The 13,420-nt window shown below is 35.0% G+C and carries 14 protein-coding genes; 6 read left to right on the forward strand and 8 right to left on the reverse strand.

What is annotated here, in order from left to right; all coding sequences use genetic code 11:
- Nucleotides 1-182: 182 nt before the first annotated feature.
- The 3 genes from V4538_10120 to V4538_10130 are packed head-to-tail and all read right to left on the reverse strand — an operon-like array spanning nt 183 to nt 2,320.
- Nucleotides 183-617 (reverse strand): PaaI family thioesterase, encoded by a 435-nt coding sequence (locus tag V4538_10120; GenBank protein ID MES2381384.1) that lies wholly within the window; start codon nt 615-617, stop codon nt 183-185.
- 6 nt (nt 618-623) lie between these two features.
- A complete protein-coding gene (locus V4538_10125) occupies nt 624-1,499 on the reverse strand; it encodes a phosphatase (protein MES2381385.1) in 876 nt (291 codons plus the stop codon).
- A 38-nt stretch (nt 1,500-1,537) separates the two neighbouring features.
- Nucleotides 1,538-2,320 (reverse strand): enoyl-CoA hydratase-related protein, encoded by a 783-nt coding sequence (locus tag V4538_10130; GenBank protein ID MES2381386.1) that lies wholly within the window; start codon nt 2,318-2,320, stop codon nt 1,538-1,540.
- Between the two features lie 246 nt (nt 2,321-2,566).
- On the opposite strand from V4538_10130, the gene V4538_10135 reads away from it, so the two are divergent.
- Nucleotides 2,567-3,811, forward strand: a complete 1,245-nt coding sequence (locus tag V4538_10135; protein ID MES2381387.1) for an OmpA family protein — start codon at nt 2,567-2,569, stop codon at nt 3,809-3,811.
- A gap of 9 nt (nt 3,812-3,820) precedes the next feature.
- Here V4538_10135 and rlmD read toward each other — a convergent pair whose 3' ends face one another.
- The 3 genes from rlmD to V4538_10150 all read right to left on the reverse strand — a co-directional run bounded on the left by rlmD (nt 3,821) and on the right by V4538_10150 (nt 7,190).
- Entirely contained in the window at nt 3,821-5,230 is a 1,410-nt protein-coding gene (rlmD, locus tag V4538_10140; GenBank protein MES2381388.1) for a 23S rRNA (uracil(1939)-C(5))-methyltransferase RlmD, read from the reverse strand.
- 140 nt (nt 5,231-5,370) lie between these two features.
- The gene (locus tag V4538_10145; protein MES2381389.1) at nt 5,371-6,342 is read right to left on the reverse strand and encodes an electron transfer flavoprotein subunit alpha/FixB family protein; all 972 of its coding nucleotides are present in this window, start codon (nt 6,340-6,342) and stop codon (nt 5,371-5,373) included.
- Between the two features lie 110 nt (nt 6,343-6,452).
- Nucleotides 6,453-7,190 (reverse strand): electron transfer flavoprotein subunit beta/FixA family protein, encoded by a 738-nt coding sequence (locus V4538_10150; protein ID MES2381390.1) that lies wholly within the window; start codon nt 7,188-7,190, stop codon nt 6,453-6,455.
- 62 nt (nt 7,191-7,252) lie between these two features.
- On the opposite strand from V4538_10150, the gene V4538_10155 reads away from it, so the two are divergent.
- Together V4538_10155 and V4538_10160 are read left to right on the forward strand one after the other, a co-directional pair.
- Nucleotides 7,253-7,570 carry a hypothetical protein gene (locus tag V4538_10155; GenBank protein ID MES2381391.1) on the forward strand — a complete coding sequence of 106 codons (318 nt, stop codon included), beginning with the start codon at nt 7,253-7,255 and terminating at the stop codon, nt 7,568-7,570.
- 2 nt (nt 7,571-7,572) lie between these two features.
- Nucleotides 7,573-8,172 carry a ribonuclease HII gene (locus tag V4538_10160; protein ID MES2381392.1) on the forward strand — a complete coding sequence of 200 codons (600 nt, stop codon included), beginning with the start codon at nt 7,573-7,575 and terminating at the stop codon, nt 8,170-8,172.
- Between the two features lie 6 nt (nt 8,173-8,178).
- Here V4538_10160 and V4538_10165 read toward each other — a convergent pair whose 3' ends face one another.
- Nucleotides 8,179-8,577 (reverse strand): response regulator, encoded by a 399-nt coding sequence (locus V4538_10165; protein MES2381393.1) that lies wholly within the window; start codon nt 8,575-8,577, stop codon nt 8,179-8,181.
- Entirely contained in the window at nt 8,564-9,652 is a 1,089-nt protein-coding gene (locus tag V4538_10170; GenBank protein ID MES2381394.1) for a PAS domain-containing sensor histidine kinase, read from the reverse strand. Before V4538_10170 ends, V4538_10165 begins: the two co-directional genes overlap by 14 nt.
- A 520-nt stretch (nt 9,653-10,172) precedes the next feature.
- Here V4538_10170 and V4538_10175 point away from each other — a divergent pair.
- Genes V4538_10175 through V4538_10185 form a run of 3 tightly spaced genes read left to right on the forward strand, consistent with a single transcriptional unit; the run spans nt 10,173 to nt 13,418 of the window.
- On the forward strand, nt 10,173-11,858 hold the full coding sequence (locus tag V4538_10175; GenBank protein ID MES2381395.1) for a DUF6029 family protein: 1,686 nt from the start codon (nt 10,173-10,175) through the stop codon (nt 11,856-11,858).
- A 10-nt stretch (nt 11,859-11,868) separates the two neighbouring features.
- Entirely contained in the window at nt 11,869-12,804 is a 936-nt protein-coding gene (locus tag V4538_10180) for an Omp28-related outer membrane protein (protein ID MES2381396.1), read from the forward strand.
- A gap of 20 nt (nt 12,805-12,824) precedes the next feature.
- Entirely contained in the window at nt 12,825-13,418 is a 594-nt protein-coding gene (locus V4538_10185) for a DUF1684 domain-containing protein (protein ID MES2381397.1), read from the forward strand.
- Nucleotides 13,419-13,420: the final 2 nt, after the last annotated feature.

The raw sequence follows: 13,420 nt of genomic DNA on the forward strand, positions 1-13,420 counted from the left end.
GCAGTATAAAAATCTAAAAAATTACCCACATATTAAAAATTTTACTCATTTTATTAAAATAAGCATAAAATTTTCTACTAAAACCCAAAATAGCCAAAAACAAAACGGGCTGTTTTTTTACTAAAAATTTCATCAAAAAACGTTGTTATAACAACTACAAAAAAAAAAGTATAAAAAACAGGTTAAAACACTTTTTTACCACTGCTTACTACATTGGAGGTGGCCTTTACCAGCAGCTTATTACGCTTATATATAAATGCTTCAATATGAATAACAGCAATTCCTTTGCGTACTACCCTGGCCTCTACAGTAATAGTATCGCCTGCTAAGGCAAACGATAAATAATCAAGGTTTAAATTAACTGTTGAGTAAAATATTTCGCTGCCTAAACTGTAAATGGTTACACCCATTACATCATCTATTAAAGTAGCAGCCATTCCACCATGAAATGTTTTAGCAGGATTAAGCCATGTTTCTTCTACCACAAAGGCAAACTTCAAGTGTCCTTCTTCAGCAAATAGTAAAGTACCGTTAATCCATTTGCTTACCGCACCCATTCCTTTGTCGCTGGTACTGCTGCCAATACATTCCTGTAAAAATGCTAAATGTTTATTCATGAAGTGCTAATAATATTTTTCGTATAACTCATTGAGCATACCATCTTTTAAACCGGCATTAGGTGCATGTATAGTTTCAATATTACACCAGTTTAAAATGCGTAAATAAATATCGGCCGATATATCAATAATATCAGCCCTGTCAGGATTTAACTTTAATTGATCCATGCGTTCCTCAATGCTCATTTTACTTACCTTTCTATGAAAATCCTTTAACTGCTTACGGGTAAAATACTCAGGGTCGGCAGGGTTTAACATATTGGATATTTTATTAATAGTACCACTGGTTACTACTGCCTCTAAATTAGGAATTTCGGCTGTTTTATGTTTTACCCAATGCTCAATAGTTTGCCATGTTTTTTCTTTTACAGCGCCATCAACCATACGTACCGTACCAATATCAAAACTCACGGAATTAACCGGTTTACCTTTCACTATTACAGTCATTTCAGTACTGCCCCCTCCTACATCAATAGTTAAATAATTTTGCTCCGGTTTAAAATAAGTTTTTATAGAGTTCAGTATTATTTCACTCTCTCTTACACCAGAAATAATATTTATTTTTAAGTTATACTTATCATAAACTTTATCTACTATTTTTTGTCCATTTTTAGCTTCGCGCATGGCACTGGTAGCACAGGCCATGTAGTAATCCACACCAAAAGCATCCATGACCAGTTTAAAGGCCGCCATAGATTTCATGAAAATTTTGCGTTTCTCTTTGCTTATCTTTTTATGTTTAAACGCATCATCACCTAACCGTATAGGTACACGTATAAACTCTAGTTTTTTATAAACATCAAGGTCGTTTGTATTTTCATTTACGCGTACTATTTGCAAGCGCACCGCATTTGAACCAATATCAATAGCACCAAATTTCATAGCAATAATTGTATTAAATGAGTGAGTTTAAATAATATCTATTCACCGGTAAAGTTAGGTTTACGCTTTTCAATAAAAGCCTTCACCCCTTCTTTATTGTCTTTGCTGCGGCCCGCTATTTCCTGGCAATAAGCCTCATATTCAAGCATAGTATCTAAATCACTGTTAAACGATTTGTTCAACATTTTTTTCATTAACCCTATAGCTTTAGTAGGTGCTGCTGCATAATAATCCGTTATCTTTTTTACTTCAACATCCAGTTCTTCTAACTTACAAATACGGTTAACCATACCCCAATCAAAAGCTTGTTGTGCAGTTACTTTAGTACCCATGGTACTTAATTCAAATGCCCTGGCCGAACCAACTAAACGTGGTAAGAAATACGATGAGCCTGAATCCAATACCAAACCTACATTGATAAATACTTCAATTAAAGTAGCATTTTCACTGGCTACAATCATATCGCAAGCCAAAGCCAATGAGCAACCTGCTCCGGCAGCTACACCATTTAGCCTGCAAATTACCGGGATAGGTAAATTGCGAATGGCTTTAATCATTGGATTATAACGTTTATCTATACTCTCGCGTAAGCTACGGTTTTCAGCACCCGCTATTGATTTTAAATCTTGGCCGCTACAAAAAGCTTTGCCTGCTCCTGTAATTACTAATACCCTAATTGTTTTATCTTTAGCACATTTTTTCAATGCATCAATTACATCAAAACTTTGTTGTTCATTAAAAGCATTAAACACATCAGGTCTGTTTAATGTTAACGTAGCCACACCCTCGTTTTGCTCAAATAAAATTGTTTCGTAACTCATGGTTCAATTCTAAATAAAATATGGCTGAATACAAGGAATAATTTATTTTTTAGCCGTAATTTTTGTTTAACTTCACATTAATTTAATCAGTGATTTAGGCACTTTTCACCAATAGGAATAAAACACACTCAATAGCAAAACATTATAATAATTTGGTAAAATAATTAAAATTGCATTTCGTTATCCATTATAAAAATTACCAAACAAAATTAACCGGTGTATAAATCGCTTTTACATATCATTGTTATGCTCTTATTTTTTATAAGCAGTAAAAGTCAGAATTTAATACCAAACCCCGGTTTTGAAAACCGCCTTAAAGATGGCACACCAAGCCACTGGACACAACCCAAAGAAGATTTTTACCACTACGAGTTACAACGTATTGATACCAACGGAACAGTAATACCCAACTATGTACATGGGCTTTGCACCATTATGCCTTTGCCCAGTGAGTACCTTTGCGTTAAGTTGAAAAAGCCCGTAGAAGCAGGCAAAACATACCACATGCGTGTAAAAACATATGTAAAAAACGAATCGTGGAATAAAATAGAACAACTACGTTATTTTGAGTGTGCTGTTTTACCTTATTACGAACAAGTAAGTCCAGTAAGAATACGCATTAAAGCAGAGCCTTTAGCCAGTTTTACTATTGATACCAATCCGGAGCGTTTACGTCCTTTTTGGCAATACCATTACCTTACTTTTACTGCTAAAACTTCCGGTGATTATTTTTATTTAGGGCGTTTTCATAACGAGTTTTCTTATAGCTTATATGATAGTTTAGTAAATATAAAAACGCGTTTAATTAAAGAACGCGATTCATTAATAGCCTATGTTAAAGATACTTTTGCTCACCGTAAACTGGAACTCCCTGAGCCAACGGAAAACAGGCGGGAATTAAAAAAACAAAAACGTTTGATGTTTAATTTTATTGCTACTAACCGAAAAGAACAACAGCAAATTATTACCCAAATACACAAAGATTTAAATGCCGTTTTCGACACCATCAATCAAACCTATCTCGATCCCTATTATTTTCATGTCCGTTTGTATTACGATGATTTGTGTTTAGCCGAAGTACGTAATGATAGTAGCTGTGACTGTAAGGATACCATGTATAATTACAAGCCTGTATTTGAAGTAGGTAAAACGTATGCTTTACGCAATATCAATTTTGAATTAGATAAATCAATACTCCTGAAACAATCGTACACCGAGTTGAATAATCTATTGAATATTATGCGTGAGTATCCCAAAATGATTATAAAAATAATGGGCCATACTGACAACCAAAACTCCGATCACTACAATATAAAACTATCCAATAATCGTGCTAAAGCTTGTGTGAATTACTTAATACAAAAAGGCATTAAACCCAACAGGCTACAATGGCAAGGTTATGGCGAGCGTTTACCCATAGCTACCAACGATACAGAAACAGGTAAAGCCGCTAACCGAAGAGTAGAATTTAAAGTATTAAAAGTAGAGTAAAAGCTGATGTTATTTCAGTTCCAACAAAGTAACACATTCCACATGGTGCGTATGCGGAAACATATCAACCGCCTGTACTTTTTTCACTTCATACACATCCTGCATCATAGCAATATCGCGAGCCTGACTGGCCGGATTACAACTCACATAAACAATACGTGCCGCCTTTACAGCCAGTAACTGTGTGATTACATCAGGGTGCATACCAGCACGTGGCGGATCGGTTATAATTACATTCGGCTGGCCATGTTTGGCAATTAACTCATCGGTTAAAATATCCTTCATATCGCCTGCATAAAAATGCGTATTAGTAATATTGTTTATAGCAGCATTTTCTTTGGCATCAACAATAGCTTGTTCTACATACTCTATACCGATTACCGATTTAGCTTGTCGGGCTACAAAGTTTGCTATAGAACCAACTCCGGTATATAAATCGTACACTATTTCATTGCCTTGTAAGTTGGCCATTTTACGGGCTTCATTATACAAGTTAAATGTTTGTTCTGTATTGGTTTGAAAAAACGATTTAGGTTGCACATTGAATTTTAAATCTTCCAGCTGCTCTACCATGCAAGGTTTACCTGCATATAGCTTTACTTCTAAATCATGAATGGTATCGTTCATTTTACCATTAACCACATATAGCAAAGAAGTAATTTGAGGAAAAGTATTTTTCAAAAATTCCATCAATAAATTAATCTTCTCTTCCTCGTATTGCTTAAAAATAACAATCAACATCCATTCACCCAAACTAGTATTACGCAAAATCATATTGCGCATAAAACCTTCTTGGCTGCGGGCATTGAAAAAATCAAATTCGTTGGTTACACAAAATGCTTTGATACTGTTTCTTATTTCATTGTGCAAATCGTCCATTAAATAACATTTTTGTACATCTAAAATCTTATCGAATTTACCCGGCATATGAAAGCCCAAACCTTTGTGTTCAGCTACACTTAAATCATCTTTATTATCCAGTGTTTCCAACCACTTTTTATCAGTAAAACTAAACTCTAATTTATTTCTATAATACTGTGTTTTATCAGAGCCTATAATTTTTTCAGGAGTAGGAAAAGGAAACTTACCTATACGTTCAAAAGCATCAATAACCTGTTGCTGCTTGTACTTAAGCTGCGTGTCGTAGCCCATGTGCTGCCACTTACAACCACCACATATACCAAAGTGTGAGCAAAATGGCTCAATACGTTCAGGCGAAGGGGTATTTATTTTTTCAATACGGGCAAATGAATGCGTTTTCTTTTTTTGATGTACGTATAAATCTACCACATCACCGGGCACGGCAAAATCAACAAATATAACTTGCCCCTCATGCCTCGCTATAGCCTTGCCTTCGCTGCCTGCACTTACTATTTCAATGTTTTCTAAAACGTATGGTTTAAATTTTCTTTTACCCAATGTATTTATTCTTTAAGCTGCCACAAATTTGTGGTATTATTATTTAACTATAATAAAAAAGTTCAACCGTAATTGGTTGAACTTTTTTATTTATATTTTAATTTATATCTATGGTCCATAGACCAAAAGCTATTAAACTATTAGCTATTCTTAAAAGCTTTAGCTGCTTCAATAATTTTAGGCATAATTTCAAAAGCATCGCCTACTATACCGTAGTCAGCCGCTTTAAAGAAAGGAGCTTCAGGATCTTTGTTAATAGCTACAATTACTTTACTTGAGCTAACTCCGGCTAAATGCTGAATAGCACCTGAAATACCAATAGCAAAATATAAATTAGGCTTAATGGTAATACCTGTTTGACCAACGTGTTCGCTATGTGGTCTCCAGTGCATATCGCTCACCGGTTTGCTACAAGCAGTAGCTGCGCCTAAAGCAGTAGCTAAATCTTCTACTAAATGCCAGTTTTCAGGACCTTTTAAACCACGGCCACCACTTACTACTATTTCAGCTTCAGTTAAAGGTATTTTACCGGTAACCCTGTTTATTTCTACTGATTGTGTTGTAAAATCAGTATCAGCTAAACCTGATTCAGCATTGATAATATTAACTGCTTGTTTGTTTTCAATAGTATTAAAAGTATTAGGTGTAATAGCCAATACTTTTACATCAGTTGTTAAGTTTACATCAGCAAAAGCTTTTCCTGAAAACACACCTCTGCGTACTACAAAACCATTGCTTGTATTAGGCATTGAAATAACCCCACTGGCTATGCCTGCTTTTAAGCGGGCAGCTACACGTGGCGCAACTGATTTACCTGAATAGGTATTTGAAATAACTACTATACCTGAGTTTTCACTTGTTGCTGTATTGCAAATTACTTTTGCATACGTTTCAGCGTTAAAACCGTTTAATTTATCGTGTTTAATACTTACTATTTTGCTTGCACCAAAATTGGCTAATTCCGCTAATTTATCATCAGCTACATTACCCGGCACCACAGCAGTAACATTTCCACTATGTGCTTGTGCTATTTGGCTGGCATAACTTACTGCTTCAAAAGCCGATTTTTTAAAGCTACCATCAATTTGTTCTGCAAATACTAATATATTCATACTTTTATGCTGCTAGCTTCTGGCCACTAGCAATTTTTTATAATTGTTAAACTTAATCTTTCTTTTTCAACTTTAGTTGCCAGTAGCCAGGGGCTAGCTGCCAACTTTTATTAAATAATCTTCGCTTCGTTATGTAAAATGCCAATAATTGAACCGGCATCTTCTACTGATATTAACTTTACTGAACCTTTTGGAGCAGGTAATTCGAAACCAACAGTTGCACTGGTAGCGGCTACACCTGCAGGCTCAACTACTTTTAATGGTTTGGTACGGGCGGCCATAATACCACGCATATTAGGGATACGAGGCTCTGTTAGTTCTTTTTGAGCACTTACTACCAAGGGTAAATTAGCGCTTACTTTTTCTTTTCCACCATCAATATCGCGCTCCATAGTAGCTTTTCCACCTTCAACTTCAATACTTGTAATAACATTTACCGAAGGTAAACCAAGCATTTCAGCCAATAAGCCACAAACCTGACCACCATTGTAATCAATACTTTCGCGGCCTGTAAATATCAAATCAAAATTTTCGGCTTTAGCGTAAGCCGCAATTTGCTCGGCCACAAAATAAGCATCGGTTGGTGCTGCGTTAATTCTAACAGCATCGTTAGCACCAATAGCCAGAGCTTTACGAATACTTGCTTCCGTATCGGCTAAACCTACAGTAACAGTTGTTACAGTTCCACCTTGTTTTTCAGTTATTTCTAAAGCACGTGTTAATGAAAGTTCATCATAAGGATTTATAATAAACTGAACTCCTCCTGTATTAAATTGGGTATTATTTTCAGTAAACGTTACTTTTGTTGTGGTGTCAGGCACATTGCTTACACAAACCAATATCTTCATATAATGATAATTTTGTTGTTTAAAAAGAGCAGCAAAAATATCTAAAAAATGTTTTTAGCCTAATGCAAAATAACAGATTATTAAAACTGCAGGAAATGCTGGCAGAAATGCCTGATGATATTTTTTTAAATTACGCTTTGGCTATGGAGTATAAAGGCCTGAACGAAGCTCAAAAAGCCATTCATCAATTGGAAAAGGTATTGCTGCTTGACGAAAATCATGTAGCTTCGCTATACCAAATGGGCGTTTTAATGAGCGAAAACAATGAAAACGAAAAGGCTATATTATTTTTAGAAAAAGGATTAAACTTGGCTAAACAAAATAAAGACTTGAAAACAGCCAATGAATTTAAAGCTTTGTTAGATGAAATAATGTATTAAAAATGGCCCTAACCAAATTTTACCAAACTGACGTTTTAGAAGCAGGCTGCGATGAAGCGGGCCGTGGTTGCTTAGCAGGACCTGTATATGCAGCGGCTGTAATTTTAGATAAAAACAAACGCATTAAATACCTTGACGACTCAAAAAAACTAACCCATGTACAACGCGAAGAAATACGTTTTGAAATTGAAGAAAAAGCGCTAGCCTGGGCTGTAGCAAGCTTTACTATTGAGCAAATAGACGAAGTAAATATTTTAAAAGCTTCATTTTTAAGCATGCACAAAGCCATTGATATTTTAACAGTAAAACCTGAACATTTAATTATTGATGGCAACCGCTTTATTCCTTACCAAAACATAAAACATACTTGTATTGTAAAAGGGGATGCAAAGTTTCAAAGCATAGCCGCTGCATCTATTTTAGCTAAAACACACCGCGATGAATTAATGCTCAAATACCACCATGAATTTCCGCATTATGCATGGAACGAAAACAAAGGCTACCCTACTATAAAACACCGTACAGCTATTGAAAAACATGGCATTACGCCATACCATAGAAAAACATTCAGGTTGCTAAAAGAACAATTAGAGTTGTTTTAAATCTATCTATAAACTCTTAATTACTTCCAACAGTTTATCTTTGGTAATAGGTTTAACTATATAGTCAGAAACAGCGGTAATTGATTTTGCGCGTGCCACATCTGCAGGTGATATGGATGAAGAACAAATATAAATGAGAATTTTTTTTCCTACAAAAGGGTTTAGCATGGTGTACTCTTCTAAAAACTGCCAACCATCCATTATAGGCATACTTAAGTCTAGCAAAATAACTTCAGGAAGAGCCTCTACATTACCTTTATTTTCTTTTAAAAAATTAATCGCATCTAAACCATTGCCAAAAACTTTTATAAGATCAACTAAGTTCGTTTGTTCAATAATTTTTTTGGTTAAAAAAACAAAAACTTCATCATCGTCTATCAGGGTAAGTCTTTTAATTGGTTTCATAATTATGTGTTTTAAATTCAACAAAAAATGTGGTGCCTTTTTCCACTTCACTTTCCACCCATATTTCTCCACCCATTGCTTCCACCTGGGTTTTAATCATAAACAAACCAAACCCTTTGGCATCAGGGTGCCTGTGAAAAGTTTTACGTATTTTAAATACATGGTTTTTGTGCATGGCTAAATCTATTCCTAAACCATTATCGGCAACGGTTAACAAAACAGCATGGCTTCTTTTTTCGGTTTTTACATGAATAATTGGTTTACGCTCACTTGCTTTATATTTTAAAGCATTGCTAATTAAATTGGTCAATATACTATCAATATATTTTTGAGGGAAATTTATAACAGGAGCCTCCTCAAAGTTAGCCGTTATGGTGGCATCATAATCTTTTATTTGTGTTTCAAATCCAATCAATGTATGTTTCAAACAACTGGCTAAATCAATTTGAGTTTGTTCTATTGCTGTATCCTGTTTTACTTGTATTGATTCAACCAATTCATTAAACACTTCCAGTAAATGGTTGATTACGGGTTTTATTTTAGCCTGACCTTCTGCCCTATCCTCTTCGGTTTTACATTGTTCAATAAAATCAATAAGCATGGAGATATTGATTAATGGCGCCCTTAAATTATGAGAAACAATATTGCAAAAATCAACCAATTGGGTATTTTTAAATTCCAGGGCATTGGAGTATTTTAATAATTTTTCTTCTCCTTGTTTACGCAGGGTTATATCAGAGCGAATAGCCACATATTGGTAAGGCTTACCTTCTTGGTTTAAAAAAGGAACAATAGTAGTATCAACCCAATATACACTGCCATCCTTTGCTTTGTTTTTTAACTCGCCTCTCCAAATTTTACCATTGGCTATGGTTACCCATAAGTCTCGTATCATTTCTTTTGGATGGTAGCCTGAATTGATAATACGGTGGTCTTGGCCTAATAACTCTTCACGGCTATATTTAGAAATTTTACAAAAATTATCGTTGGCATGTATAATAATACCCTTAGGGTCAGTTATGGCCACAATAGCCGATTCATCCAATGCATATTTATAGTCGGCAAGTTCTTTCATAATGCTTTTAATAATACCTTACTTATCTCAAATAAAACAAAATGAGTACCCCCTCATTTTGCTCATATTCCATTTTATTTTGAAATTTTAGTTCCCAAAAATCAAGTTTAGTGATTATAAGCTATAAAATCAAGCTTTTATAACATTGATTCATTTAAAGAAAATACATCATCAGTACATAAAAAAACATTTAAGAACCTAACAATGACAACACAATAGAATAAAAACACATCAATTCCACCTATAGCTACGCACGAAAAAAGGTAGTTATACTAAAAAAAAGAGTAGTTTCACAGGAAAAGTACTCTTTTGTATCATAATTCATTGTTTGTCCCCCATAGGAGATTAAAACATTTTTTGTTTGTTTAACTTTTGGTCCACAAGACCTCTCTAATAGCATGCTTTCCAGTTTATCTGTAAGATTTCATTGTCTGCGTACTTCCGAAAAGCAATAGCCTAATAAAATTCAGTATATCAATTTCTTTTATTTTTTGTCCGATTATAATAAATTGCCCAACTTATGAATAAATATTTACTTACTACAATCAGTTTACTATTTTGTATAAGCCTATCATTTGCACAGGAAACGGATGACAAAAAAGACAAGGGTGAATTTTCCGGTAATTTCCAAAACACCAACCAATTCTATGTTCGCGATAGTACCATTGGTGCCACCACAACCCAATACCAACGGCAGCTTTCGAGTAGCGATGCATGGTTATTTTTAAGTTATAAATACAAAGGTTTTAAGTTTAATGTACGTTACGATGTATTCAACAACTCACCTTTGTTTGACCCGCAACAAGCCTTTACCCAAAGTGGTATTGGAATGTGGAATATCAGCAAGGACATTGATAAGTTTAACGTGACGGTTGGTTATTTTTACGACCAGTTTGGAACAGGAATGGTATTCAGAGCCTTTGAGGACAGAAACTTAGGACTTGACTTTGCCATTAATGGCGCACGCGTTATATGGACACCCAGTACCAATACTACTATTAAAGCCTTTACTGGTTTACAAAAATTCAGGTTTGATATAAGGCCTGAAGTAATAAAAGGAATAAATGCCGAACACCGCATAGAGTTTACCGAGAATTTTAATATAGAACCGGGTGCCAGTATTGTAAACAGAACCATTGACCCTAATACTATGAACAGCATTACAGGTGCTATTAACAGCTATAAACTGGAAGATCGGTTTGTACCTACTTACAATGTGTTTTTAGGCAACGTTTACACTACTTTAAACTACAAAGACTTCAGTTGGTACGTGGAGTACTGTCAAAAGAGCAAAGAAGCTTTTAACAACCAGAAAACAGGCTTAATGGAATTGCGCGATGGAAGAGTGTATTATACCAGCATGTCTTACTCAACCAAAGGTTTGGGTATTAACGCGCAATACAAACGCATCGAATCTTTCTCATTCAGAACCTCGCCATTGGAAAATTTGAATTTAGGTATGATAGCTTACCTGCCTAGCTTAACTCGTCAAAACACCTATAGACTATTGGCCCGCTACAATGCAGTGGTGCAGGAGTTAGGCGAAAATGCATTAGGCTTAGAGTTTACTATAAAACCACAAGCTGAATTCTTTAAAAAGCACCAAACCACTATAAACATTAACACCAGTATAGTAACAGGTAAGGATGCTTTTAGCTTAAGCCGTATCAATCCATTCGATACTCAAACCGACACAGCCCGTTATTTCAGGGAACATTATATTGATATCTCGCACAAGTTTAATAAAAAATTCAAAGCCATGTTAGGCTTTCAATACATTAACTACAACCAACAATTATTTGAGTTAAAAGACAACAGTTACGACTACGTTACAGCTAAAACTTATTTTGGCGAAATGACTTATAAACTAACACCTACCAAATCAGTAAGAGTAGAAGCACAATACTTGCAAACAAAACAAGACTTGGGTAGTTTTATTAATGGTACTGTTGAGTTAAATATTGCTCCGCATTACTCATTTAGTATAGGCGACATGGTGAATGTAGACAGGGTACAGCGTAATACACAAGCCAGTAGTACTGACCTGGTACATTACTGGAATGTATTCAGCAGTTATACTTATAAAACAACCCGTTTAACTGCCGGTTATATTAAACAGGTAGAAGGTGTAAACTGTACAGGTGGTGTGTGCCGCGTAGAGCCGGCATTTAGTGGAGTTAGAGTAACATTACAAACCAATTTTTAAAAAAACGATTATGAAAAAACTAAGCTTATTTATCCATGCCATAATCATTGTATTACTTGCTTCTTCGTGCGAAGAGAGCGGGCCATATATTAATTTTACGCCTGAAAGATCGGTATCAGATACAACTTATGTGACTACTACAATTCCGGCAGCGCAACCAACCAATGTGTTAATTGAAGACTTTACAGGCGTTAAATGCCCTAATTGTCCAAAGGCGCAACAAACGGCCAAAACCCTTGCTGACAATAACCTGAACAGAGTTTATGTGATGGCTATTCATCCAAAAGGATACTTAAATTCATTAACACGCCCTTTTCAACAACCTGGTGATGACCACACCAGTCATTATGATTTCAGAACGGACGAAGGTGGGCAAATTTTTGACTTTTTAGGTGTTTCACAATCTTTACCTAAAGGTGCTATTAACCGTACACAGTTTGGCAGTGAAACAGCTATTTTAGTAGATGAAGGAAAATGGAGTAATTATACCAATACCAAATTGCTCAATACATCAACTGTAAACATAGATACATTCGGAACAAAAGGTGTTTATTTTAGCAGTGCCAATACCATACGCTTCAATGTTAAATTAACTTATACTGATAATGTAACCGATTCGCAATACATAAGCATTGCCATTATTGAAGATGGTTTATTGGATTACCAGGAAAAATCGAACACATCAACTGGCCTTACTGATATCATAGAAAACTATGAGCACAACCATATTTTAAGAAGAATGGTTACGGCTTCGACAGGGGAGAAATTAAATGCACCATGTGTAAAAGGCAGAGTATTTGAAAAAGCATACGAGTACGAGCTTAAAGCAACTGATACATGGAACAGAAATAATATTTCAGCCATAGTATTTGTACATAACGGGTCAAGTAGTAATACCGCTACCAGCAAAAATATTTTACAGGTAAAAGAATACAAAATAAACTAAGGTTTTTGGCTCCATACAAAATGAAATTGCAACGCATAATAGTTTGTTTTACCACCCTGTTTTTAATAGCCTGTAATGGCATTGACCAACAGTATATTGACAGTATTGCTGCCCACAGAACAAGCTTAAACCATACTTTTTTTAATGCACAAACTACACCACTTGATACTGCTAAACTTAAAACATTTACCGGGCTTCATTTTTTTGAAATAAACCAGGATTATAAAGTAAAGGCAACATTGACCAAATATGCTGATATGCCTAGTTTTGAATTGCCTCATTCGCATAATGCAACGAAGCCTTATAAACAATATGGGGAACTTACCTTTACCTTAAAAGGAACTGATTACAAACTAACGGTATTGGAAGCGGTGAATAAAAAAGAAGCATATAAAAACTACTTGCTGGTTTGCTTTACTGATTTAACAACAGGAAAAGAAACTTATGGAGCAGGAAGATATATTGATATAGAAATACCTAAATCAAATTTAATTGATATTGACTTTAACTTAGCCTACTTCCCTTATTGTGCTTATAACAGCAGCTACACATGCCCTATTCCACCTAAAGAAAACTTTATAAATTATAAAATAGAAGCCGGAGAAAAATTGTAGTA

It is taken from the genome of Bacteroidota bacterium (assembly GCA_040388375.1).
Classification (GTDB): Bacteria; Bacteroidota; Bacteroidia; order UKL13-3; family UKL13-3; genus JAAFJM01.

Bases quoted from the DNA above. Each gene is read 5' to 3' on its own strand.
- V4538_10155 (MES2381391.1), top strand. From the start codon at position 7,253: ATGCAAAATAACAGATTATTAAAACTGCAGGAAATGCTGGCAGAAATG.
- V4538_10165 (MES2381393.1), bottom strand. From the start codon at position 8,577: ATGAAACCAATTAAAAGACTTACCCTGATAGACGATGATGAAGTTTTT.
- V4538_10150 (MES2381390.1), bottom strand. From the start codon at position 7,190: ATGAAGATATTGGTTTGTGTAAGCAATGTGCCTGACACCACAACAAAA.
- V4538_10185 (MES2381397.1), top strand. From the start codon at position 12,825: ATGAAATTGCAACGCATAATAGTTTGTTTTACCACCCTGTTTTTAATA.
- V4538_10145 (MES2381389.1), bottom strand. From the start codon at position 6,342: ATGAATATATTAGTATTTGCAGAACAAATTGATGGTAGCTTTAAAAAA.
- V4538_10160 (MES2381392.1), top strand. From the start codon at position 7,573: ATGGCCCTAACCAAATTTTACCAAACTGACGTTTTAGAAGCAGGCTGC.
- V4538_10135 (MES2381387.1), top strand. From the start codon at position 2,567: ATGCTCTTATTTTTTATAAGCAGTAAAAGTCAGAATTTAATACCAAAC.
- V4538_10125 (MES2381385.1), bottom strand. From the start codon at position 1,499: ATGAAATTTGGTGCTATTGATATTGGTTCAAATGCGGTGCGCTTGCAA.
- V4538_10180 (MES2381396.1), top strand. From the start codon at position 11,869: ATGAAAAAACTAAGCTTATTTATCCATGCCATAATCATTGTATTACTT.
- V4538_10120 (MES2381384.1), bottom strand. From the start codon at position 617: ATGAATAAACATTTAGCATTTTTACAGGAATGTATTGGCAGCAGTACC.
- V4538_10170 (MES2381394.1), bottom strand. From the start codon at position 9,652: ATGAAAGAACTTGCCGACTATAAATATGCATTGGATGAATCGGCTATT.
- V4538_10130 (MES2381386.1), bottom strand. From the start codon at position 2,320: ATGAGTTACGAAACAATTTTATTTGAGCAAAACGAGGGTGTGGCTACG.
- V4538_10175 (MES2381395.1), top strand. From the start codon at position 10,173: ATGAATAAATATTTACTTACTACAATCAGTTTACTATTTTGTATAAGC.